19 protein-coding genes and 1 pseudogene are annotated in these 22,706 nt (G+C 69.8%); 7 read left to right on the top strand and 13 right to left on the bottom strand.

All coding sequences use genetic code 11. The annotated features are described in order from the left end of the window. The 4 genes and pseudogenes from AB4Z09_RS16175 to AB4Z09_RS16160 all read left to right on the top strand — a co-directional run. Positions 1 to 171 (top strand): annotated as a pseudogene (locus tag AB4Z09_RS16175) (16S rRNA (guanine(527)-N(7))-methyltransferase RsmG); the annotation flags it as partial. A gap of 70 nt (positions 172 to 241) precedes the next feature. Then, a complete protein-coding gene (locus tag AB4Z09_RS16170) occupies positions 242 to 1,249 on the top strand; it encodes a ParA family protein (RefSeq protein ID WP_174914254.1) in 1,008 nt (335 codons plus the stop codon). A gap of 2 nt (positions 1,250 to 1,251) precedes the next feature. Further along, complete coding sequence (locus AB4Z09_RS16165; protein ID WP_442240175.1) at positions 1,252 to 2,418, top strand: ParB/RepB/Spo0J family partition protein; 1,167 nt, start codon at positions 1,252 to 1,254, stop codon at positions 2,416 to 2,418. 215 nt (positions 2,419 to 2,633) lie between these two features. Then, positions 2,634 to 3,332 (top strand): GNAT family N-acetyltransferase, encoded by a 699-nt coding sequence (locus tag AB4Z09_RS16160; protein ID WP_442240174.1) that lies wholly within the window; start codon positions 2,634 to 2,636, stop codon positions 3,330 to 3,332. A 48-nt stretch (positions 3,333 to 3,380) separates the two neighbouring features. Here AB4Z09_RS16160 and AB4Z09_RS16155 read toward each other — a convergent pair whose 3' ends face one another. The 8 genes from AB4Z09_RS16155 to AB4Z09_RS16120 all read right to left on the bottom strand — a co-directional run bounded on the left by AB4Z09_RS16155 (position 3,381) and on the right by AB4Z09_RS16120 (position 11,149). Beyond that, a complete protein-coding gene (locus tag AB4Z09_RS16155; protein ID WP_442240173.1) occupies positions 3,381 to 4,583 on the bottom strand; it encodes an N-acetylmuramoyl-L-alanine amidase in 1,203 nt (400 codons plus the stop codon). Between the two features lie 168 nt (positions 4,584 to 4,751). After that, on the bottom strand, positions 4,752 to 5,075 hold the full coding sequence (gene trxA / locus AB4Z09_RS16150) for a thioredoxin (protein WP_442240172.1): 324 nt from the start codon (positions 5,073 to 5,075) through the stop codon (positions 4,752 to 4,754). Between the two features lie 68 nt (positions 5,076 to 5,143). Continuing rightward, the gene (trxB, locus tag AB4Z09_RS16145; RefSeq protein WP_442240171.1) at positions 5,144 to 6,133 is read right to left on the bottom strand and encodes a thioredoxin-disulfide reductase; all 990 of its coding nucleotides are present in this window, start codon (positions 6,131 to 6,133) and stop codon (positions 5,144 to 5,146) included. A 216-nt stretch (positions 6,134 to 6,349) separates the two neighbouring features. Beyond that, positions 6,350 to 6,943, bottom strand: a complete 594-nt coding sequence (locus AB4Z09_RS16140) for a TetR/AcrR family transcriptional regulator (RefSeq protein WP_174914246.1) — start codon at positions 6,941 to 6,943, stop codon at positions 6,350 to 6,352. A gap of 27 nt (positions 6,944 to 6,970) precedes the next feature. Beyond that, complete coding sequence (locus AB4Z09_RS16135; RefSeq protein ID WP_397484504.1) at positions 6,971 to 7,669, bottom strand: ABC transporter ATP-binding protein; 699 nt, start codon at positions 7,667 to 7,669, stop codon at positions 6,971 to 6,973. 32 nt (positions 7,670 to 7,701) lie between these two features. Beyond that, positions 7,702 to 8,829 (bottom strand): ABC transporter permease, encoded by a 1,128-nt coding sequence (locus AB4Z09_RS16130; protein WP_442240170.1) that lies wholly within the window; start codon positions 8,827 to 8,829, stop codon positions 7,702 to 7,704. A gap of 125 nt (positions 8,830 to 8,954) precedes the next feature. Next, entirely contained in the window at positions 8,955 to 10,178 is a 1,224-nt protein-coding gene (locus tag AB4Z09_RS16125) for an NADH:flavin oxidoreductase (RefSeq protein ID WP_442240169.1), read from the bottom strand. Continuing rightward, entirely contained in the window at positions 10,175 to 11,149 is a 975-nt protein-coding gene (locus AB4Z09_RS16120) for an NAD-dependent epimerase/dehydratase family protein (RefSeq protein WP_442240168.1), read from the bottom strand. Before AB4Z09_RS16120 ends, AB4Z09_RS16125 begins: the two co-directional genes overlap by 4 nt. Before the next feature lie 92 nt (positions 11,150 to 11,241). On the opposite strand from AB4Z09_RS16120, the gene AB4Z09_RS16115 reads away from it, so the two are divergent. Further along, the gene (locus tag AB4Z09_RS16115) at positions 11,242 to 11,862 is read left to right on the top strand and encodes a TetR/AcrR family transcriptional regulator (protein WP_114720246.1); all 621 of its coding nucleotides are present in this window, start codon (positions 11,242 to 11,244) and stop codon (positions 11,860 to 11,862) included. 7 nt (positions 11,863 to 11,869) lie between these two features. On the opposite strand, the gene AB4Z09_RS16110 is transcribed toward AB4Z09_RS16115, so the two are convergent. The 5 genes from AB4Z09_RS16110 to AB4Z09_RS16090 all read right to left on the bottom strand — a co-directional run bounded on the left by AB4Z09_RS16110 (position 11,870) and on the right by AB4Z09_RS16090 (position 20,650). After that, positions 11,870 to 12,646: a hypothetical protein gene (locus AB4Z09_RS16110; protein WP_442240167.1), complete on the bottom strand. Its 777-nt coding sequence runs from the start codon at positions 12,644 to 12,646 to the stop codon at positions 11,870 to 11,872. A 64-nt stretch (positions 12,647 to 12,710) separates the two neighbouring features. Continuing rightward, positions 12,711 to 13,292: an RNA polymerase sigma factor SigM gene (gene sigM / locus AB4Z09_RS16105; RefSeq protein ID WP_114720242.1), complete on the bottom strand. Its 582-nt coding sequence runs from the start codon at positions 13,290 to 13,292 to the stop codon at positions 12,711 to 12,713. 61 nt (positions 13,293 to 13,353) lie between these two features. Then, positions 13,354 to 17,082, bottom strand: coding sequence for a lipid II flippase MurJ (locus tag AB4Z09_RS16100; protein ID WP_442240180.1), 3,729 nt, complete (start codon positions 17,080 to 17,082; stop codon positions 13,354 to 13,356). A gap of 584 nt (positions 17,083 to 17,666) precedes the next feature. Continuing rightward, positions 17,667 to 20,099, bottom strand: coding sequence for a DUF6049 family protein (locus AB4Z09_RS16095; protein WP_442240166.1), 2,433 nt, complete (start codon positions 20,097 to 20,099; stop codon positions 17,667 to 17,669). Further along, positions 20,096 to 20,650: an NUDIX hydrolase gene (locus tag AB4Z09_RS16090; RefSeq protein WP_114720236.1), complete on the bottom strand. Its 555-nt coding sequence runs from the start codon at positions 20,648 to 20,650 to the stop codon at positions 20,096 to 20,098. Before AB4Z09_RS16090 ends, AB4Z09_RS16095 begins: the two co-directional genes overlap by 4 nt. Positions 20,651 to 20,761: 111 nt before the next feature. On the opposite strand from AB4Z09_RS16090, the gene AB4Z09_RS16085 reads away from it, so the two are divergent. Both AB4Z09_RS16085 and AB4Z09_RS16080 read left to right on the top strand, forming a co-directional pair. Continuing rightward, the gene (locus tag AB4Z09_RS16085; RefSeq protein WP_442240165.1) at positions 20,762 to 22,231 is read left to right on the top strand and encodes a CCA tRNA nucleotidyltransferase; all 1,470 of its coding nucleotides are present in this window, start codon (positions 20,762 to 20,764) and stop codon (positions 22,229 to 22,231) included. A 67-nt stretch (positions 22,232 to 22,298) separates the two neighbouring features. Further along, the gene (locus AB4Z09_RS16080; protein WP_114720232.1) at positions 22,299 to 22,706 is read left to right on the top strand and encodes a TOBE domain-containing protein; all 408 of its coding nucleotides are present in this window, start codon (positions 22,299 to 22,301) and stop codon (positions 22,704 to 22,706) included.

The raw sequence follows: 22,706 nt of genomic DNA, 5'->3' as shown, positions 1-22,706 counted from the left end.
GCGTTGAAGGGTTCGAGTGCGGCGGAGGAGATTTCCCGGGATCGCGCTTCCCTTGGTCGGTTGGGTGCTGGCAAGCTGGAGGTCGTCGAGTGTGGTGTCGATGTGTTGCCGGTGCCGACGATCGTGGTGAGCGCGGAACGAGTCGCGCAACACGGTCGCCGGCACCGCTGAGTTACCGGCATTCGAGAGCTCGAGGGTTGAGAATTGCGTCATGAGTGGTCATCAAGTGAAGGAGCAGTAGATGTCGGCTGGACCTGAATCCGCCGTTTCACGGGAAACGGTTTCACGTGAAACTGCGGCCCCGCCCGAATCGACCGGCGGCAGTCGAGACCAGAGCCTCGCCCACTCCCCCTACGCCGGTATCTCCCTCGCGGACACGCCGATCGGCGCCGCCGCGCAGCGTGCGAGTCAGGTGCTCCATCCCGGTTCGGTGACTCTGCCGAAGCCGTCGCATCGTCGGGTGTTCACGATCGCCAACCAGAAGGGTGGCGTCGGCAAGACCACCTCCACGGTGAATCTGGCGTCGGCGCTGGCGATCCAGGGGCTCACCGTCCTCGTCGTCGATCTCGATCCGCAGGGCAACGCGAGCACCGCGCTGGGTGTCCCCCACACGTCGGGGACGCCGTCGAGCTACGAACTGCTCCTCGGTGAGGTGACCGCGAAGGAAGCGATCCAGCAGAGCCCCCACAACGAACGCCTCTACTGCATCCCCGCGACGATCGACCTGGCCGGCGCGGAGATCGAACTCGTCTCGATGGTGGCGCGCGAGAACCGCCTCAAGAACGCGCTGTCGGAGAAGGCGCTCGCCGACATCGACGTCGACTTCATCCTCATCGACTGCCCGCCGTCGCTGGGCCTGCTGACGGTCAACGCGATGGTCGCCGCGAAGGAGGTGCTGATCCCGATCCAGTGCGAGTACTACGCGCTCGAGGGCGTCGGGCAGTTGCTCCGCAACATCGAACTGGTCCAGGCGCACCTCAATCCGGAACTGCACGTCTCGACCGTGCTGCTGACGATGTACGACGCCCGCACCAAGCTGGCCGACCAGGTGGCCGAGGAGGTGCGCAAGCACTTCGGCGACGCGGTGCTGCGTGCGATCATCCCCCGCAGTGTGAAGGTGTCCGAGGCTCCCGGTTACGGGATGACGGTCCTCGACTACGACCCCGGATCGAGGGGGGCGATGAGCTATCTCGACGCCGGCCGAGAACTCGCGGCACGCGGGATGACCACCACGACGCAGGAGCAGTAGAGATGGCGCAGACACGTAAGGGCGGGCTCGGCCGCGGGCTGGCGGCGCTGATCCCGACGGGACCGGCCAACGGTGGACCGGGACTGGGGAACGCGGCCGCGGACGTCATCATCGGGACGTCGGCGCCGGCCGCCGGTGTCGCCACCAAGGATCCCGTGGATCCCCCGGCGGACGCAGCGGAGTCGGGGGCCACCGCGGCCGCGCCGAATGCCGCCAAGAAGACCGCAGCGAAGGCCACGGCGAAGGCCCCGGCCAAGACCCCGGCGAAGCCGGCCGCGGCCGCGAAGGCCGCGGATGTCGTCGCGACCGCCCCGACTCCGGCACCCGCGGTCCGCACCGACGAGGAGCCACTCTCCCCCGCCGGTGCGGTGTACCACGAGATCCCGCCGCACCTGATCGAGCCGAACCCCAAGCAGCCCCGCCACGTCTTCGACGAGGAGGCGCTGAACGAACTGGTGCACTCGATCCGCGAGTTCGGACTGATGCAGCCGATCGTCGTCCGGCGGATCGGCCCCGAGCAGTACCAGCTCGTCATGGGCGAGCGCCGCTGGCGGGCGAGCCAGATCGCCGGCCTCGAGACGATCCCCGCGATCGTCCGCGAGACCACGGACGAAACGCTGCTGCGCGATGCCCTCCTGGAGAACATCCATCGGGTGCAGCTCAACCCGCTCGAAGAGGCGGCCGCGTATCAGCAGTTGCTCGAGGAGTTCGAGGTCACCCACGAGGAGTTGGCGGCACGGATCGGACGCTCGCGTCCGGTCGTGACGAACATGATCCGACTCCTCAAGCTCCCGATCCCGGTGCAGCGCCGCGTCGCGGCCGGTGTGCTGTCCGCGGGCCACGCCCGTGCGCTGCTGTCCCTCGAGGCGGGAGCGGATGCGCAGGAGGTGCTCGCGGCCCGCATCGTGGCCGAGGGCATGTCGGTGCGGGCAACGGAGGAAGCGGTCATGCTCGCGAATCGCGAGGGCCCCTCCCCTACCCCACCGGTGAAGCGGAAGCCGATCCAGATGCCGGGTCTGCAGGACGTCGCCGAGCGGCTGTCGAGTTCGTTCGACACTCGCGTCACGGTGAGTCTCGGCAAGCGGAAGGGCAAGATCGTCGTCGAGTTCGGTTCGGTCGACGATCTGGAGCGCATCGTGGGCATGATGGAGAAGCAGAGCGGTAACTGATCGCGTTTCACCGGCTCCGGGAACCCGTGACCATAACGTCACTGTGACGTTATGGTCACGGGTTCCCGGAGCGGGGTCACGGGTCTCCGAAAGAGTCTGCTCCACAGGCTGATTCATGGGCCGGACATCGTCGCCGGGCCGCCGACGGAACTATCCCCTATTCTGGAGGGGATAGTTCCGTCGAGGAGGGGCGAGCATGGAGGCTGGCTTACACAGTGTCGACTAGCGTCACGTCACTCACACTGGACGGACTCGACAAGCTGTCCTCGCACGCGCGGCGATGCGTCTTCTGGGAAATGGATCCCGCCACGGTTCGCAGCTCCCGAGAGTTCAGTGGTTTCCACGACCCCGAGTTCGAGAAGGAAGCATGGCTGTCGATGGTCATGCTCGAGTGGGGTTCGTGCGGCCAGGTCGCCCTCGTCGACGACAAACCGGCCGGCTGCGCCCTGTACGCCCCACCGAACATGGTGCCCCGGGCCGACCTTTTCCCCACCTCGCCGGTGAGCGCCGACGCGATCCTGCTGACCACGATGCGGCTGGAACCGACCGGTGACGAGTTCGAGTTGGGGTCGACGCTCATCCAGGCAGCCGTCGGCGATCTGGTCCGTCGCGGTGTCCGCGCGCTCGAAGCCTTCGGGATCCGACCCGACGCCGACTCCTCCCCCAGTGACGTCCCCACCGCGACCGCGGCCCGCGAGTGTTCGCCCCAGGAATGCATGATCAGCGCCGACTTCCTGACGGACGTCGGATTCGAGGTGGTCGCACCCCATCACCGGTTCCCGCGGTTGCGGCTCGAGCTCGATCGGGACCACCTGTGGAAGGCGGACGTCGAGGCGGCCCTGGAGCGGCTCCTGGAGGTCGCGGCCCTGTCACTGGTCGACATCGGCGAACGAAGCGTTGTGGGCGCCCACTAGGGCCCATTCCGGGTGGTTCCGGCAACGCCGAGTGGCGCCGTGGAACCGCTACCGGGCCCGCTCCGCGCCGGACAGTTCCTCGGCGAGCAGTTCGGCGAACGTGAACGTCCCGGTCGGCGCGTCGTCCTGCCCGAGCAGGTACAGCCGCTTGACGGCGACGAGGATCGCCTCGGCGATGGTGTCGCGGTAACGCGGGTTCGTCAGCACCGAAACGTCGGAATCATTTGTGAGATAACCGATGTCGACCTGAACGGTAGGCATCTTGGTGAGCCGCAACAGATCCCAGGTGCGTCCGTGAGTTCTGCAGTCCTGCATAGGTGTTCGAGCCACGACCTCGCGCTGGATGAAGCCGGTGAGGATCTGGCCGATCATCGAGGTGGAGCCGTGCGAGTTGCCGAAGTGGAAGCTGGCCACGCCGCCCGCGGACGGGCTGGTGTGGCTGTCGCACCGCAGCGCGATCATCAGGTCGGCGTCGAAGCCGTTGGACGTCTCGGCGCGTTCGGCCTCGCTGGGGTTGGCGTGCGGCGGGCGGGACAGGAACGTCTCCATCCCGGTCGCCGCCATGCGACCTTCGAGCCGGCTCGCGAGATCCCACAGGATCTCGGCCTCGCTCATCGGGCCGTGCGGGGTCGAGACGATCAGACCGGTGTCGGCGCCGCCCAGACCGGGATCGATGACGATCCGCTTGCCGCTGAGCTGCGGGCCGGACCGGCGGACCAGCTCCTCCTCGCTGATCGCGTGCGGCGAACCGCCGGAGACCCGGGTGCCGAGCAGTTCCAGCGACCGCAGGGTCGCGGGGCCGCAGATGCCGTCGGCGGCGATCCCGATCTCCCGCTGGAACGAGCTGAGCGCCTCGTGCGTCTGCGGGCCGAAGTAGCCGTCCACCCGCCCGACGTAGAAGCCGAGGTCCTGCAGACGGGTCTGCAGGGCGGCGACGTCGTCGCCGTACAGCGGCGCGGACAGCTGATAGATGAGGGTGCGGGCGCCGAGGCGGTACGACGCCTCCTTGAGCGAGCGGTACGTCGCGGGACCGACGATCCCGTCGACCAACAGGCCACGCTGCTGCTGGAAGGCTCTGACGGCGGAATCGAGGTGGTGATCGAACACGGCGTCCGGGGCCACCCAGTGCGAGCCGTTGACGGCCTCACGCTGCGTCTCCGCTACCCCGTTGTGGAGGAAGCCCAGGCCGGTCAAGGTACCCCGAATCTCGGCGACGGCGGGGCCGTGATCGCCGTGACGGAGTAGCTGCATGCTCGCGGGCCTTTCGTTGCGGACGTCGATCGATTCTCTCAGACCGCCCCCGGATATCAGCAATCCAGTAGGCCACAGTGTGACAAGGCTGTAGCGCCAGTCGGGTCACACTGTGGCCTGTCCGGTGACACATTCGGTGCCTACCGGGCGGAGCGGAACGGATTCAGGTCAGAGGACGTCGGCGAGATCCTTGAGGAGGGCCGCCTTGCCCTTGGCGCCGACGATGGTCTTGATGGGCTTGCCGCCCTGGAACAGGATCATCGTGGGGATCGACATGACCTGGAAGTCGCGGGCCGCGCCCGGGTTCTGGTCGATGTCGAGCTTGGCGACGGTGAGCTTGTCGCCGTGCTCACCGGCGATCTCATCGAGCACGGGGGCGACCATCTTGCACGGGCCGCACCAGGTGGCCCAGAAGTCGACGAGCACGGGCTTGTCGGAGTCCAGAACCTCCTGCTTGAACGAGTCGTCGTTGATCGTGATGGTGTTCGACACGGGATCCTCCTGGGACCTGGAAGTGCGCGGATCGGGACAGTGCTCGGATCGGGTGGTGCGGGACCGACTCAGGCGTCGACGGCGACGGGCTCGCCCGCGGCGGCGAGGGTGTTGCCGGTGATGTCACCCTGGTCGGCCAGCCAGCGCTCGGCGTCGATCGCGGCGGCGCAGCCGGTACCGGCGGCGGTGATCGCCTGACGGTAGGTGTGGTCCACCAGGTCGCCGGCGGCGAAGACGCCCTCGGTCGAGGTCGCGGTGGTCGGCGACTGCACCTTGACGTAGCCGGCGTCGTCGAGCTGCACCTGGCCCTTGACGAGCTCGCTGCGCGGGTCGTGACCGATCGCGACGAACATGCCGGTGACATCGAGCGTGGACTGCTCGCCGGTGACGGTGTCGCGCACGACCAGGCCGGTGACGCTGTTCTCGCCGAGGACCTCGACCGGCTCGGCGCCTGTGACGAAGCGGATCTTCTCGTTCGCCTTGGCGCGCTCGAGCATGATGCGGGACGCGCGGAACTCCTCGCGGCGGTGCACGAGGGTGACGCTGCGGGCGAACTTGGTGAGGAAGGTGGCCTCCTCCATCGCGGAGTCGCCGCCGCCGACCACGACGATGTCCTGGTCGCGGAAGAAGAATCCGTCGCAGGTGGCGCAGGCGCTGACGCCGCGGCCGAGGAGGCGTTCCTCGCCGGGGATGCCCAGGTAGCGGGCGGCGGCGCCCATCGCGAGGATGACGGCGCGCGCGTAGTACGTCTCGCCGCCCACGACGATCTTCTTGACCGGGCTGTCGAGCTCGAGTTCCTCGACGTCCTCGGTGCGGATGTCCGCACCGAAGCGCTTGGCCTGCTCGCGCATCTCGTCCATCAGGTCCGGGCCCATGATGCCCTCGCGGAAGCCGGGGAAGTTCTCCACCTCGGTGGTGGTCATCAGCGAGCCGCCGAACTGGGTGCCCTCGAAGAGCAGGGGCTCGAGCTCCGCACGGGCGGCGTAGACGCCGGCCGTGTATCCGGCGGGTCCGGAGCCGACGATGATGAGGTCACGGACCGTGGTCGGAGTAGTCATGCGGGCCTTTCCTGTTCCTGTGATGCAGTCGTGCGATGCGGTGGTTCACTGCTGCTCGCGCGATTCCGCCGGTGGCGGCGCAGCTCGCGGAGTCGGTCAGGTCAACAACAGATTAATGGGTGTTGTTCCCCGCGTCCGTGAGCCGCACGGCACCGGCGCTGTCGAACGTTTCACGTGGAACCGGACGTGTGGAACGAGTCATAGTTCCCCCCACCGTCACTCCGGCCGGCCGGCGAGGTCGGTGACGAACGGGCGGATCAGGGCCGCGGTGGTGCGTCGGACATGATCGACGTCCTCGCCCCGCTCCACCTGGCGGGTCGCGGCGTGCAGCACGGCGTTGACGAGTTCGGACGTCGCCGCCACGTCCGGCACCCCGAGTTCGGCGAGCGCGTCGGACAGCGGAGTGACGAGGTCCGCGTGCATCGCGCGGCTCTTGGCGTCGAGTTCGGGACCCGGTGCGATCTGCGCCAGCGCCGTGGCGATGGCGTGCTCCCCCTCGGCCACCAGCTTCAGGTTCGCGTCGACGTAGGCCAGCACCCGCTGATCGGGGCCGCCGGCGTCGGACATCTCGGCGGTGACCCGGGCCGACCACCGGGGAAAGGAGTCCTCGATGAGCGCCTCGAGCAGGTGCTGCCGGGACCGGAAGTACTGGTACATGCTCGAGCGCGCGAGTCCGGCGCGGGCCGCGACCTCGCCGAACGGGGGGATCTCCGTGGCGCCTTCGGCGAGGACCTCCCGAGCGGCGTCGAGGAGGGCACGCTGTTGCGCGGCTCGATGCTCACCGACAGTCGGTGCACTGATCCGCGGCACGCGCCCTCCTCTTCGCACTCGTCTCGGTTACCGGGGTTCGAGTCGCCCGTCCGTCATCTCGACCACGCGGTCGCAATAGTCGAGAACATCGTAGTCGTGGGTCACCATGACGGTCCCTACGCGCGACTCCCGGGTCTCACGCGCCAGCAGTTGCACGATCTCGTGGCTGCGGGCCCGGTCGAGGGCGGCGGTCGGCTCGTCGACCAGCAGCAGCGACGGCGACGACACCAGGGCGCGGGCGATGCCGACGCGCTGACGTTCACCGCCCGAGAGCTGGTCGGGGCGTCGGTCGACCTTGTGACCCAGACCCACCTGCTCGAGCAGCGCGATCGGGTCGCGGAACGTGCGGCCCTTGCTGTTGCCGAGATGCGACACCAGCCGCAACTGGTCGGCGGCGGTGAGCGACGGGATGAGGTTGCCGCTCTGGAACACGAACCCGATGTGCGCCCGCCGGAACTTCGCCGCCTCGGCGCGCTTCATGTCGAGCAGGTTGCGGCCGCCCACGTGGACGGTGCCCGAGTCCGGTGTGGTGAGCGCCCCCGCCACCGCGAGGAGGCTCGACTTGCCCGAGCCCGACGGGCCGACGACGGCGACCATCTCGCCCGGCCGGACGGTCAGGCTCACCTTGTCGAGTGCGGTCACGGTCTGCTCGCCGTCACCGAGACGCAGATTGGCGTCGACGATGTCGAGGGCGGCGGTCTCGATTGCGGTTTCGGTCGTGCTCACGGTGTTCTCCTGTGCGCTGCTTCGCCGGGCGCTCATCGCTGGCCTCCCAGCGCGTTCAACGGGTTGACCGAGGCGATGCGGATGATCGCGATCGCGGCGCCGACCAGTCCGAGGACCGTCAGCGCGGCCGCGGCGACCGCGACGGCCGCCGGTTCGAGCAGGAACGGCACTCCCCCGCCGATCAGCGAGCCGAAGCCGTAGCCGACCGCCGCGCCCACTGCGACGGAGCCGAGCAGCAGGATGAACGCCTGCGCCAGGCCGTCGCGCAGCAGGTATCCGGTGGAGGCGCCCATCGCGCGCATCACCGCGATCTCGTGCTTGCGCTGGATCGTCCACACCGTGAAGAACGCGCCGACGACGAGCGCGGAGATGGCGTAGAGGAACACCTTGATGAGGTCCAGGGTCATGGTTTCGGCGCTGAAGCCCGGTGACGACGCGAACGAATCCTCGAGCGCGACGGTGGACGTCGCCGCTGCCGCGTCGCCCGCGGCGTAGTCGAGCGTGGCGCCGGGCTGTGCCTGCAACGCGACGGCGGTGGACTCGGTCATCGCCTGCGCGGGCACGGGCTCGCCGGGACGGACGCCGGAGTGCAACTCGCGCCACGTGTCGATCGGCAGGTAGGCGACGTCGACATGGCCGAACGTCTGCTTGCCGTCGGTGACGCCGACGATCTTCAGTTCGGTGCCGCGACGATCGATCGTGATGGTGTCACCGAGGTCGACGCCGGCGTCGAGGGCGCTCTTGCTGATGACGATGCCGTTCGGCTCGCCCAGTCCGGCGCCTCGAGCGGCGGACGGGGCGAGGAACGAGTCGGCCGGGACGCCGAAGAGCGCGAAATCGACCGGCACGTCCTTGTCGTTGTGGGCGTTGACGAGCATGTTGCCGAACGGCTGGGCCTCGGCGACGCCGGGCTGTGCGCGCCACGCGTCGACCTGCTCGTCGGTGACGACGCTGCGCGAGAACGCGGAGTCGGTCTTGGTGCCTTCGTTGAATGCGAACCCGTCGACCGGCATGGCCTTCAGGCCCGAGACGCCGTCCTCGACGAGGCCGGAGGACAGCCCGGACAGCAGCACCATCAGCACCGAGATGAGGGCGATGACACCGCCCATCAGGCCGAATCTGGATCGCGCGAACCGTAGCTCCCGCAGGGCGAGGAACATCTGTGAACTCCTGGTCGGTGTGATCTGTCGATGTAGCCGACGCGGGAACTCCAATCTTCCCGACGGCCTGTCGGTAAATATACCAACGGGCTGTCGGTAAGTTCGGTGACGTTGCTCTCGCCCGGCTATCGGGCCCGGGTGTTCTCCCACAGCGCCTCGCGCACGACGCACCGCGTCCCGGTGTAGATCGTGGGCATGCACTTGTTGCAGTGGATGCACAGTCCCTCGGTCGCGCGCCCGCGTCGGAACTTCTCCGGCAGGTACGGATCGCGGAGCAGCGCGCGTGCCATGGCGACGAACTCGAAGCCGTCGTGGAGTGCGGTGCGGACGGTGTCGAGATCGTTGATGCCGCCGAGCAGGATCAGCGGCATCGACAGCGCCTCGCGGAACTGCCGGGCGAGGGGCAGGAAGAAGGCCTCCTCGAACGGGTAGGTCGGAAGGATCCGCGGTCCGTAGACCTTGAGTCCCAGTCCCACCAGTTTCGGTTGCGCGGCAACGAATTCGGCCATCGGGACCTCGCCGCGGAAGTAGTACATGCCGTTGAGCAGCGAGCTGCCGCCGGTGAGTTGCATCCCGTCGAGGTGGCCGTCCGACTCGATCAGCCGGGCGATCTGCAGGCTCTGGTCCAGCCACAGTCCCCCGGGGACACCGTCGGCCATGTTGAACTTGGCGGTGACCGCGACGGAACCGCCGACCGCCGTGCGGATCCGTTCGAGCACCTCGCGCGGAAACCGGGACCGCGCGACGACGCTGCCGCCGTACACGTCGGTGCGCCTGTTGAGGTTGGGGCTCAGGAAGCTGCTCAGCAGATAGTTGTGGCCCAGGTGGACCTCGAGCGCGTCGAACCCGGCGTCGACGGCCACTCGCGCCGCGTTCTCGAAGTCCCGGGCCACCTGCTCGAGCTGGTCGCGGGTCGCGGCACGTACCAAACCCATTGCGGGAGCGCTGATCCGGGTCGACGGCGCCAGCGTCCGGGACTTGTTCGCGCGCTGGTTCGCGACCAGGCCGGCGTGCCCGATCTGGGCGCAGGCCAGCGACCCCTCGGCGTGCACGGCGTCGGTGAGCTGCCGCAGGTCCCGTCCGGTGTTCCCGTCGAGGACGAGCGTGTTGTTGTGCACGCGTCCGCCCGGCGAGACGGCGCAGTAGGCGACGGTCGTCATCGCCGCTCCCCCGCGCGCCACCTCGGCGTGGAAGTCGATCAGCTCGGCGGTGACCCGGCCGTGCGGCATGACGCCTTCGAAGGTGGCGGCCTTGATGATTCGGTTGCGCAGCGTCAGCGGGCCCAGCCGGGCCGGCTCCCAGATCGCCGATGCGGGCGTGGCCGTGGGCGTGGGCGGCGTCGAATTCACGGTGTCACCGATGCGGTCAGGGCGTCGCGCACGGGGCGCCAGGTCAATCCGAGTTCCGACAGCGTCCGGGAGTCGTCGGTGGGGGTGGCCGCGGTGAGCAGCCACGCGGCCTCGTAGCTGAACCCGGCGCTCACCGGCAGTACCGTGCCGATCAGATCGGCGACCCGTCCGGCTCCGCGGAACATGCTCGGCGCCATAGGAATCCGTCGGATTCGGTGGCCCGACGCGCGTTCGAGGATGTCGACGAGCTCGTTGAACCCGATCAGCTCGCCGCCGCACATGTACCGGCGCGGACCACGGCCCGGCCGCATCGCCGCGGCGTGCACGGCCGCGACGTCGCGCACGTCGATCATCTGCATGCCGCCCCGCAGCCGCGGTGCGGCGCCGGCCGCGACCATCGGTGCCCACCCGGTCGCCGTCACCCCGCGCATGCCGCCCAGTCCCGGTCCGACGACACTCGACGGATACGTGATGACCACCGGCGCGCCGGCGTCCTGCAGCGCGCGTGCGATGCGGTCGGCCGCGGCCTTGGTGCGGCCGTAGGCGCTGCGGCCCGGCGCCGTCGGGCTGTCCGGGCCGATCACCGGATCCGGCGACGGGAACAGCGCGCTGTAGCTGGCGACGTGCACGATCGGATCCAGCCCCAGCAGCGCCGCGCGGGTGAGCAGGGTCGCGGTGGCCGCGGTGTTGACCTCCCACATCAGGGCCTCGCGGCTGTTGTCGGTGCCGACCACGCCGGCCGCGTGCAGCACCGCGTCGCAGCCGTCCAGCAGCGCCGCGACGACCTCGGGGTCCCGGATGTCGCCCGAGCGCACCTCGACGCGGTCGGCGGCGTCACCGAAGAGCGAGACGATCTCGGTGGCGGACTCGTTCGGGTGCACGAGCAGCCTGATGCGGTGTCCGTCGTCGAGCAGGGCGCGGGTCGTGTGCGCGCCGAGGTAGCCGGTCCCGCCGGTCACCGCGATCCTCATCTGCATCCTTCCGGCCCCACAATTCTGTTGCCACTGGGATCGTAAATGGAGCCTATAGCGCGATACGGCGCGGTGTCCGACAATTCAAGGCGATGAGTGCACAGACAACTGCCGGCGTACCGCCCACCGGGCGGCCCCGGGACCCCCGGATCGACACCGACGTCCTCGCCGCGACCCGCGAGATGCTCCTCGAGGTGGGCTGGGAGCAACTGAGCCTGCGCGCCATCGCCACCCGCGCCGGCGTCAGCCGGGCGGCCCTGTCCCGGCGATGGGCGTCGAAGGCGCACCTCGTGCTCGATGCCCTGCTGGGCGCGACACCGGACCTCGAGCCGTTCGAGGGGACCGACCGCGCGGGCTGGATCGACTGGGTCGTCACCGGCAGCGCGCAGCTGTTCTCCCGGCCCGATGTGCGGGAGGCGTTGCCCGGACTGCTGGCGGCGCTGCGTGACCACGAGGACATGCGTGCCGCACTGTGGCAGGGGTTCAGCGGTCCGGCCACGGCGCTGTTCGTCGCGCACGGCAGCGACGACGCCAGCGAGGAGGACCGGGCGCGGGATCTGCGCGACGCCAAGGCCGTGCTGGTGGCGGCCGCCGGTGCCGCCCTCTTCTCGAGCCTCATCGCGAAGGACGACGACACCCCCGAGCTGCGCGCGCGGATCCGGGAACTGCTGACACCCGTCGCCGACCGGGAGCTCCAAGCCGACGACAACTGATTGCGGCTCAGCCGATTTCGGTCTGAGCGAGCAGATCCGGTGCGCCGGCGCCGCAGCCGGACCCGACGACCACCGCCGTCAGGGCGGGCGGACGGGGGCCCGCGATCAGCATCAACACGGCGGCGCTCCCCCGGTACGACACTTCCCGGGTGCCCACCACGGGACGCGCCGGGTCGATCCCGATGGCCTGCAGGCACGCGCTCCGGACGGCCGGGTTCCCGAGTTCCCCGATGCCCGTCTCGGTCCGCGTGGACCTCGACTCGCGCATGAGGGCCAGCACCTGGTCGCCGTCGAGGTCCGTGCCGAGATCGACGGCGGACGGCGGTGCGGGCTCCGCTGCGGTCGAGCTGGGCGTCGCGATCACGGTCGGTGGCGCGGATTCGGAGCCGTCCAGGCTGGTGAGTGCGAAGACGACGGCGACGGCCGCGGCCATCGAGGCGGCGGACACGGTGATCCACGTGATCATCCGACGGCGCGACGGCGCGTCGGACAGCGCCGTCACGCTGCGTGGAGTCTGCGAATCATCCAGTCCGAGAGCGGAATTGATGCGAGCGGCGACGTCCTGCGGAATGGGGGTCTCGACGCTGTGATCGCGCCCGGCCTCGCCGAGTCGGGCGGTGACGGCATCGAGCGAATCCAGAACGGCGAGCGCGTCCGGGTCCTGGCGCACCAGCGGCCACAGTCGGGCGCTCACGTCGTCGGTCAGGGCGTCGGCATGCAGGTCGGCGAGAAGCTCCGTCGAGAACGGGGGGCCGAGCGGTTCTCCGTCGTCGTGGTCCGTCATCCCACCTCCAACCCGCAATGTCCGGGACACGATTGTGCCTTCAATTAGTTCAGACGCCGGGAGATCAAGATCGGTTCCCTACATCTCGCAAGTATTCCAAATGTCCAGCCAGCTTGGCCCGTGCGCGGGCGCAGCGACTCTTGACGGTCCCCTCGGGGACCCCGAGCCGCGCGGCGGCCTCGGCCACCGAATAACCCTCCATGTCGACGGCCACGATCGCGGCGCGCTGCTCCGCCGACAGCCGCAGCAGGGCCCGGTCGACGAGCATCGCCGTCTCGCTCTCGGCGATGTGGTCACGCTCGTCGCGAGGATCGACGGTCTCGTCGGCGGACAGCGACACCGTCGGACGGACACGGTTCCGCCGGATCCGGTCCAGACACGCGTTCACCACGATCGTGTGCAGCCAGCTGCGCACGGCCGCATCCTCCCGAAACGACCCCGCCGTACGGTGCGCGGACAGCAACGCGTCCTGTAGCGCGTCGGCCGCGTCCTCGACGGTGTAGCTCGTTCTCCTCGCAACATGCCAAAGATGGTCGTAATGCCTGCTCAGCAGCTCCGCGAACGCGCCCCCGTCACCCGACGCGTGCGCTGCCAAGAGTTGTGCATCCGACAAATCAGCTTTGGCGACCCCCCTGAAGATTCGCACCGGCGGATGTTAGCCGATCAATTGCCCGTCACGCGTCGTAGGGGCGCCGCCGGCGACCGGCTCAGGGGGCGGCGGTGAAGGACACCTCGGCCACGTCGGACTGATTCTTGCCGCCCTTCGTGCTGAGTTCGGTGATCCACACGATGACGTTCTTGGTGGCGCCGTCCGTCTTCAGCGGGATCTCCGTCACGCCGTCCTCGAGGGTGCCGTTGCCGATCACACGCGTCTGGTCGAGCGAGGTGTTCGGCGCCGGTGCGGAGCGGATCTCCACCTGCGTCCCCGGGCTCGTCGAGGTGATCTGGATGGCGGACAGGTTCGCGGCCTCGGGGAGCGTCACCATGAGCCCCACGCCGTTCTTCAGCGCCGGGAACGGCTGGAAGTACGCATCGGTGCTCCACGCCGTCGCCGGGTTGCCGTCGATCGCCAGGCCGGCGTTCGCGGCACTGTCGGGAGTGCCCTGGGGCGAGAACACGGCGGCGCCCGCCGGCGTGACCGGACGCGTCGCCGCGGGCGGCGGGGCGGCCGCCGAGGACTCCGCAGACGTCGCGGGCGCCTCTGCCGTCGTCGTCAGACCCAGGTTCTGGTTCGTCAACGGTTCGTCGGAGTTGCCGCCCGCCAGCAGGTTCGCGAGCCACCACCCGATCAGTGCGAGGACCACGATGGTGAGCGCGCCGAGCGAGACCAGGGCGATGAGCGTGCGGTTGGACTTCTGCTTCTCGGCCGCCACCGCCTCCGGGTCGGCCAGTGCGTGCGAGTCGCTGCCGGGGGCCCGCTGGCCCAGCCGGAGCGCGGGCATGAGGTCGGTCTTCTGGTCGACGACCGTCGCCTGGTCGAGGATGTGCTGCACCGTCGCGGCCGCGCGGATGCCGCTGTCGCCGCCGAGGGCCCGGACCGCGACGGCGGAGATCTCGAACGGGACCTCCGGCCGGATCGCGCGGGGCTCGACGGGGCGACCCGACGGGTCCCGGTCGGCCGGGCGCATGCCTTCCGACGACTCGGTGCCGTCGTCGAGCGGCCAGCGGGCGGTGATGAGCGCGTACAGCATTGCGCCGAGCCCGCGCACGTCCGAGGCCGGGTCGGCGTCGGACAGGGTGCCGGGGAAGGCGAGAACGGCATCGCCTGCGGTGCTGATGCGGATCCGGTCGGGATCGTCGATGGACAGGGCGCTGCCACCACGGTGCGCCGCCTCCGCGGCCGCCGCGAGCGCCCGGACTGCGCGAGCTGCACCGATCGGCGACGGATCGGTGTCCGCCATCTCCTTCAGCGAGCGGCCCGGCGTCCACTCGGCGACGACGATGCCGCCGGAACTACCGCGGACCACGTCGAGCACCCGCGCGAGCCCGGACGAGTTGATCCGTCCCAGTCGCAGCGTCCGGGACAGGATCGCCTGCGGCCCGTCGGGTCCGGTGGCCGCCGGACCCTCGGCGCGCTGATCGGCGTCGACGAAGGTGAGTGCGACCTCGCGGTCGAGCTTGATGTCGAGTGCCTGCCAGAACTGGAGTCCGCGGGCACCGCCGTGCGGTGCGAGGAGGCGGTAGCGGCCACCGGCCACCGACGCCCCGGGCATCAGCTGCGGACCGCGCAGCTGCGCACGGGGTTCCGGGGCGGCGCCGGCCACGCGCAACGGCGGCATCGGCGAACCGATCGAGAACACACCGGTGTCGACGTTCAGGTCGCCACGACGTCGGCGATCCCGGCTCGCGGCCGCATCATCGAAGGCGGTGGAATTCTCTGCTGCAGAGTCGTTTTCGTCCGAGTTGCTCGGAGCGGGCGACGCATCGGACGGCTCGTCCGTGGGATTCGTCGAAGTGGTTGCGGCGTCTGCCACCTTGGTGTTGCCGTTCTCGACGCCAGTGACGTCGTCGGACGTGCCGGTTCGCTTGTCGGCACCGTCGTCGTCGCTCACACGTGCTCCTTCTATGAACTCGTCGGGAATGTAGTCCCCGCCGACGTATGCCTCGCTGCGTCCAGGGTACGGGAGACCGTCAGGTCTATCGAGCGCCCGCGGGAGGTCGCGGATGACCGGAATCAATTCGGTATCAGGCTCGTACGAGGATCCGATGGCCACCGTCGCCGGTGCCTCCTCCGCCGTGGCTCGACCGCGCAGTCCCGGAATCCTCCGCGTGACGGCCACGGTGATCGCCATGATCTCCGGCACCTTGGCGAGCCACATCAGGATGAACGTCACCACGAGCATGAGGGCGCCGGTGATCGCGACGCGGATCATCGCGCCGGGTCCGCCGAACGACTCCGACAACCGATCCAGGCCCAGCAGCTTGTCCGCCGCGAACATGGAGATCGCACCCGCCGCGGACGCGAGCAGCACCACCCACACCGTCTTGCCGACGTTCGCCATCCGCAGGTCGCCGAGGCTGCGGTGCAGTAGGTAGCCGCCGATCAACGCGCCGGCCACGAACGCGAGTCCGTTCGCGACGCCGAGCAGGATCACGACGTGCTGGCTGTCGGACGACAGCACCGGGGCGAGCGCCGACAGCGCGATCTTCACACCGGTGATGCCGAGGATGATCCACGTCGGCGTCCAGGCCTGCTCGCGGGCATAGAACACGCGTAGGTGGATCAGCACCAGCGAATAGGGGATGAGCGTGAACGCGGACCAGCTGACGGCCTCACCGAGGCGCTCGGCGTTGCCGGCGCCGAAGTTGCCGTACCCGTACAGCGCATGCCCGATCTGCGGACCGGCGAACGTGAAGAACGTGACGACCGGGATGAGCGCGATCATCGTCAGCCGGGTCGCGACGGACAGGTCGTCGACGACGGCGGGGGTGTCCTCGGCGGCCGCGTTGCGGCTCAGTCGCGGCATGATCGCGGTGAGCACCGTGACCCCGAGGACGCCGTACGGCAGCTGCAGCAGCAGCCAGGCATTGGTGTAGATCGCGGGGCCGGCCTCGTCGGCGGCCGCCGAGATGCGGGTCGCGAACATCATGCCGAGCTGACTGATCAGCACGTAGAGAACGATCGCGACGGCCATGCCGCCGAACTGCTTGAGCCGGTCGTCGATCCCCCACAGCGGCCGCAGCGAGATGCCCTGCCGACGGATCGCGGGCACCAGGCTCACCGCCTGCGTCACGACACCGGCGGTCACACCGAGCCCCAGGATCAGGACGTGCGGGTCGCTGATGCTCACCGGGTCGAGCGAGATCTCGCCGGGCACCAGCCAGTACGCCGCCAGGATGCCGAGCACCACGACGTTGTTCAGCACCGGCGCCCACGCGCCGGGTTTGAACACCTGCCGGGTGTTGAGGATCGCCGTGAGCAGGGCGGACATGCCGTAGAACAGGATCGCCGGCAGCAGCAGGAAACACAGTGCCGTCGTGAGCTCGGTGTTGACCTCACCGTCCTCCGGCAGGAAGACGTAGGTGGTGAGGATCGGCGCGGCCGCCGTCGCGAACAGCGCCGCCGTGCCCAGCAGCGCGAGCGCCGCCGTGAAGAGTCTTCGGACGAACGCGGCACCCTGATCGGGGTCCTCCCGCTCCGCGCGCACCAGGACCGGGACGACGATCGCGGTGAGGACCGCGCCGAGGACCAGTTCGGAGATCATGTTCGGGATCTGGCTGGCGACGGTGAACGCACTGGCCACGGCCGGGCCGAGCGCGGTCAGCAGCAGCAACTGCTTGAGGAAGCCGGTACCGCGACTGATCAGCGTCGCGAACGCGATCGATCCCGTCGCGGCGAGCAGGCTCTTCTTCTGCGGTTCGTCGGGGGTCGCGGCCTGGGTCTGAGTCTCGGTCTTCGGAGCCGGAGCCGGAGCCTCGGCCGGACGTGCGGCCATCGGCCGCGGCGGGCCGACCTGCTGCGGCACCGGGCGCGGGCCGCCCTGAACGGGTCGCTGACCGCCCGGTGACATGGGTCGCTGATCGCTCGGTGACATGGGTCGCTGATCGCTCGGGGGCATCGGTCGCTGCCCGCTCGGGGGCATCGGACCGGGACCGCGCTGAGGTGTGGGCCGTGGGCCGCCCTGAACGGGTCGCTGACCGCCCGGTGTCCCGGGTCGCTGACCGCTCGGGGGCATCGGCCGCGGTCCCTGCGGGGGCACGGGACGCTGACCGTTCGGGGGTACCGGACGCGGCGGCATCGGCCGCGGAGCGCCCTGCGGCTGGCGGGGTGCGCCCGGCTGGTCGGGGCGCGGACGCATCGGTGGGCGCGGTCCCTGCGGGGGCACCGGTTGCTGCCCGCCCCGAGCCGGCGGTTGCTGACCGCCCGGCGGCATCGGTCGCGGTCCCTGCGGGGGCCCGGGTCGCTGATCGCTCGGGGGCTGTCCCTGCTGGTCACGGTTCTGCTGGGTCGGCTGGGGACCCCGTTCCCACGGCGCCGGCCGCGCCGACGACCGATAGCCCTCGTCGCGAGAGTTCTCGGTCATGGACGTTCATRCCCTTCGTCGGCTCGATCCGGCTGGCCCCGGAACCGGTGCCAGAGGCGTCGCCCGGCGAGGAACAGCAGGAGTGCACCAGCACACGCGGTAATTATCGCCAATGCTTGACCGTACGCGTTCGACCGCACCGTGACGGAAGTCTGTTCGCCCAGGTTCTGGCCGCTTTCGGTGGTCAGTGAGAAATCGACCACCATGGTCCGGGAGTCGGAGACCTCCGCGGGTACCTGCAACGATCGGCTGCCGCGCGGGGGTAGTTGCTGCGGTCCGATGTCGGTGACGTGCATCTCGTCGGGGGCGTCGACGCGCAGTTTCACGTTGATCGCGACGGGGAGGTCGTTGCGGGCCACCAGCAACAGGGGGCTCTGCTCGGAGGCCAGCGAGTACACCCCGCCCGGCGCGAGGACCGTGACCGCGGCGTACATGGCGTCGATCGCGGTCGCCACGTTGCTCACCCGGACGTGGGCGGCCTCGTCGGCGGCGGTCGTGGTCGCGGTGTTCTGGTCGCGTCGGCCGGACAGGCTCATCGCCCGGACCAGATCCTCGCGCAGCGGCGCCATGAACCGGGTCGGCGTCAGCGGGACCTGCGGATCATCGACCAGGGTCCGCATCAGTTCGTCGATGCGCGGCGCCTGCGCGCCCACTCCCCGTTCGACGGATTCGGGGGTGCCGTCGACGATCGCGCGCTGGGGGTAGGCCAGCGAGGCGATCTCGGGTGTCGCGGGCCGCTGCTCGGCGAGTTTCGCGAGCGGCCGGGGCGTCGCCAGTCCGGTACGGAGCAGCGTCGACACCGTCGACAGCACGGCCGCGGCCTCGTCGCCGTCGGCGGACCACAGCTGCGGCGGCGCGATCAGCATCGAACGGTCGACCGTTCGGCTCGCGGTGCCGGGGCTCTGCAGCGACGACCAGGTCACCGCGCCCAGCGCATCCTGCAGGCGGGCCGTGCGCGAGTCCCGGTCCAGGTTGTAGCGCGCCCGCTCGGGCACGTACGACGGCGTCTGCGGGCTGGACCCGACCGCCGCCAGCGCCGCGGCCGCGGACACGTCGAACAGCGCGGCGGTCACGGCGTCCGCTCCCCCACCGGCGATCGTCACCGTCTTGCCCGACGACTGGGTGGACTCCACCGCGTTGGCGGCCAGCAGCGTCGTGGTCGGCCCGCGGCTGTGCAGCATCTGCGCCGACGAGTCGTCGAGGACGCCGGAGTCCGGCCAGGTGACGTTGCGCAGCGACGTGACCCCGAGGATCGAGTCGACGATGTCGGACGGCGACTGCAGTGCGCTCGCGGTGAGTGACGGGTCGTCGACCCGGCTCAGCGCCGCGAGGTCCACCTGCGCGAACGGCACGGCGGTCACGCACATGCTGTGAGCGAGCGATTCCAGGCGATCGAGCCACGCGGCCGCGGCGTCGCGTCCGGCGCCCTCGTGCGCGGGTCCGGACGGATTCGCCGGGTCGTCCACCACGAGGTACCCGCCGGACATGTTGCTCACGGTGATCAGCAGGTCCGGGTCGACCGCCAGGCACACGCTGTCGGTCAGCCGTTTGTCCTTGTCGACGTCGGGCCCGGTGGCGAACTCGGCGGCGGCGAGCAGTTGCTCGAGCCGTCCGCCCTGGGACAGGGAGCCCGCGAGGACGTCGTCGACCAGCCGGACCTTGTCGTTCACGGAGCCCGGGATCCCGGCCGCCAGTCGCGGCTGGTCGGCGAGCGGCCACAGCATCGTGACCGCGAGCGGGTCGGACGTGTCGGGCGGGACGGGCGCGGTCACCGATCCGGAGTCGGTGCCCTGCGGCGCGCTGTCGGCGGTCCCCGTTGCTCGGGGCAGTCCCAGCACGGGCAGCAGGAACCGGGCGTCGTCGAGGCGGGCCTGCCCGCCGTACGCGGGGGTTCCGTTGACGTTGACCAGGAGCGGGTAGACGCCGGGTTCGGTGATGTCGAGCGACCACCCGGAGATCGAGCGCAGCGGCAGCGCCAGCGTGAACTGCTTGCGTTCACCCTCCTCGAGGCTGGAAGCCACCTCCACGAACGGTCCGACGACGTCGAACTCGCCCTGATCGAGGTCCAGGGAGGTGCGCAGTTCCTCGCTCGAGCCCACCGCGGGTGCCCGCTGCAGCCGGACACCGACGTCGGTGACCGGCCGGTCGCCGATGTTCGCGACGGTTCCCCGGACGGTCACCACCGGGTCGGTCGTGGTGGTCACCGCGGTCGGGGTGACGTCGTCGATGTGCAGTTCGAGGAACTTCGGTTGTGCGCGCGACTTCGTCACCGGCGCCCCGGTCGTCGACTCGGGCTGGGTCTGCGTCGTGGGTTGGGCGGCCGCGGCCCCGGCGCCCACGACGGCGCCGATCATCATCAGGACGAGCGTCAGCGCCGTGAGAACTCTGGCACCGGATCGTCGCCATGCCGGACGCGATGCCACTGTCATTCCGCGTCGGTCCCCCTGACGCGCGAGGGTTCCATCTCGGCGATGAGCTGACCGGCGATCTCGGCGAGCTTGCGTTCGTCGGCGTAGGCGAGGCGGGAGTCCAGTTCCGACAGCGGCACCCAGGCCACCTCGGTGACTTCGATGTCGGCGTCGGACAGCTCACCGCCGAGCGATCGCATGAGGTAGTGGTGCACGGTCTTGTGGACGCGGCGGCCCTCGGTGACGAACCAGTAGTCGATGCTGCCGAGGGATGCGACGACGGATCCGCGGATACCGGTCTCCTCGGCGACCTCTCGCATCGCGGTCTGTTCGGCGGTCTCGCCCTGTTCGATGTGTCCCTTCGGCAGCGACCACAGCAGCCGGCCACGCCGGTCGGTCCGCCCGATGAGGGCCGCGCACAGTTTGTCCTCGGGGCCGCCGAGGCCGTCGACGACCAGTCCCCCGGCGGAGGTTTCGCGGACGGTCCGCATGTGCGGAGTCGCGGAATCCGCGCCCGCGCCGCGACGCCGCGAGGAGCGGCGGTTACGGTTGGCACGTTCGGCGGCGGACACCTCATCGATCGTAGTTGACAGAGCCCGTTCGGCCTGACTCCCACGCCAGCGTGCGTGCAGGGTCACTGATGCACGTCCGGCTATTTGTCGACCTCGGTAAGGTTTGCTCACGTGAATGCCCCTACCCCCGACGCGGACCGGCGTGCCCGACTGCTGCGCGGTGCGCACGAGACCCTGAGCGCCCTGTCGGACGTGCTGACCCCGCTCGGGGCCCGGTTCGCCGACGCGGGTCACGAGTTGTACCTGGTGGGTGGCAGTGTGCGCGACGCGGTCCTGGGCCGTCTCGGCACGGACCTGGACCTCACCACCGACGCGCACCCCGAGCAGGTGCAGGCGATCCTGCGCGGCTGGGCCGACAACCAGTGGGACACCGGCATCGCGTTCGGGACGATCAGCGCGGCCAAGGGCAACGACCAGATCGAGATCACCACCTACCGCACCGACACCTACGACGGCGTCACGCGGAACCCCGAGGTGCAGTACGGCACGACGCTCGAGGAGGACCTGGTCCGACGCGACTTCACGGTCAACGCGATGGCCGTGCGGATCGATGCGGAGGGCACGTTCGAGTTCGTGGATCCGCTCGGGGGCATGGATGCGCTGCTCGCCGGCGTCCTGGACACTCCCGCGGCGCCGGAGATCTCCTTCAACGACGATCCGCTGCGGATGCTGCGCGCGTGCCGATTCGTCTCGCAACTCGGTTTCACGCTCGCGCCGCGGGTRCACCAGGCGATCGTCGACATGGCCGGGCAGATCGACCGGATCACCGCCGAGCGGGTGCACACCGAGCTCGACAAGCTGATCCTCGGCGAATACCCGATCGACGGCATCAACGTGATGTGCGAGACCGGCCTGGCCGATCACGTGCTGCCCGAGGTGCCGCAGATGAAGCTCGAGATCGACGAGCACCACCAGCACAAGGACGTGTACTGGCATTCGCTGACGGTGCTCAAGCAGGCGATCGACCTCGAGGACGGCAACCCGGACCTGGTTCTGCGCTGGGCGGCGCTGCTCCACGACATCGGCAAGCCGGACACCAAGCGCAACGAGCCCGGCGGCGGCGTCAGCTTCCACCACCACGAGGTGGTGGGCGCCAAGCTGGTCCGCAAGCGGATGCGGGCGCTGAAGTACTCCAAACAAATGGTCGACGAGGTCGGCCAGTTGGTGTTCCTGCACCTGCGCTTCCACGGCTACGGCAAGGGGCAGTGGACGGATTCGGCGGTGCGCCGCTACGTCACCGACGCCGGTGACCTGCTGCCGCGGCTGCACAAGCTGGTGCGCGCCGACTGCACCACCCGCAACAAGCGTCGGGCCGCGGCGCTGCAGGCCACGTACGACGACCTCGAGCAGCGGATCGCCCGGATCGCCGAGCAGGAGGATCTGGCGCGGGTGCGCCCCGACCTCGACGGCAACGCGATCATGGAACTGCTCGGCATCCCGGCCGGCCCGCAGGTGGGTAAGGCGTGGAAGTTCCTCAAGGAGCTGCGCCTGGACCGCGGACCGCTCGATCGGGACGAGGCCGAGGCCGAGCTGCTGAAGTGGTGGGCGGAGCAGTCGGAGAACCGGCAGCCGGAGAGCTAGGTCGCAAGCACGCATCCGCGGATCGAATCGATTGAATCTTCCGCGTCTGCGGATCTAGACTCCCGGAATGCCAGACATCCGGATACGCGACGCGGCCCAGTTGCTCGGCGTCAGCGACGACACCGTCCGCCGGTGGGTCGACGCCGGCACCCTCGCCGCCCACAAGGACGACTCCGGCCGCATGGTGGTCGACGGAAAGCAGCTCGCCGAGTACGCGCGGGCCAACGCGGCGCCCACGCCCGAGAACCCGCTCGGGGTCGGCAGCTCGGCCCGCAACCGGTTCGTCGGTCTCGTCACCCGGGTCGTCGCCGACGGGGTGATGGCCCAGGTGGAGATGCAGTGCGGGCCGTTCTCCGTCGTCTCGCTGATGAGTGCCGAGGCCGTCCGCGAGCTGAAGCTCGAACCGGGCAGCATCGCGGTGGCCGTCGTGAAGGCGACCACCGTGATCGTCGAGACGCCGGGGGTCCCGTCGTGA

The sequence above is a fragment of the Rhodococcus sp. TAF43 genome (assembly GCF_052113525.1).
Classification (GTDB): domain Bacteria; phylum Actinomycetota; class Actinomycetes; order Mycobacteriales; family Mycobacteriaceae; genus Prescottella.
Note: the sequence above shows the minus strand (reverse complement) of the source record. Positions and strands in the feature narration are given on the sequence as shown.

Bases quoted from the DNA above. Each gene is read 5' to 3' on its own strand.
- AB4Z09_RS16130 (WP_442240170.1), bottom strand. From the start codon at position 8,829: ATGTTCCTCGCCCTGCGGGAGCTACGGTTCGCGCGATCCAGATTCGGC.
- AB4Z09_RS16170 (WP_174914254.1), top strand. From the start codon at position 242: ATGTCGGCTGGACCTGAATCCGCCGTTTCACGGGAAACGGTTTCACGT.
- AB4Z09_RS16100 (WP_442240180.1), bottom strand. From the start codon at position 17,082: ATGGCCGCACGTCCGGCCGAGGCTCCGGCTCCGGCTCCGAAGACCGAG.
- AB4Z09_RS16080 (WP_114720232.1), top strand. From the start codon at position 22,299: ATGCCAGACATCCGGATACGCGACGCGGCCCAGTTGCTCGGCGTCAGC.
- trxB (WP_442240171.1), bottom strand. From the start codon at position 6,133: ATGACTACTCCGACCACGGTCCGTGACCTCATCATCGTCGGCTCCGGA.
- AB4Z09_RS16155 (WP_442240173.1), bottom strand. From the start codon at position 4,583: ATGCAGCTACTCCGTCACGGCGATCACGGCCCCGCCGTCGCCGAGATT.
- AB4Z09_RS16165 (WP_442240175.1), top strand. From the start codon at position 1,252: ATGGCGCAGACACGTAAGGGCGGGCTCGGCCGCGGGCTGGCGGCGCTG.
- AB4Z09_RS16120 (WP_442240168.1), bottom strand. From the start codon at position 11,149: ATGAGGATCGCGGTGACCGGCGGGACCGGCTACCTCGGCGCGCACACG.
- AB4Z09_RS16110 (WP_442240167.1), bottom strand. From the start codon at position 12,646: ATGACGGACCACGACGACGGAGAACCGCTCGGCCCCCCGTTCTCGACG.
- AB4Z09_RS16115 (WP_114720246.1), top strand. From the start codon at position 11,242: ATGAGTGCACAGACAACTGCCGGCGTACCGCCCACCGGGCGGCCCCGG.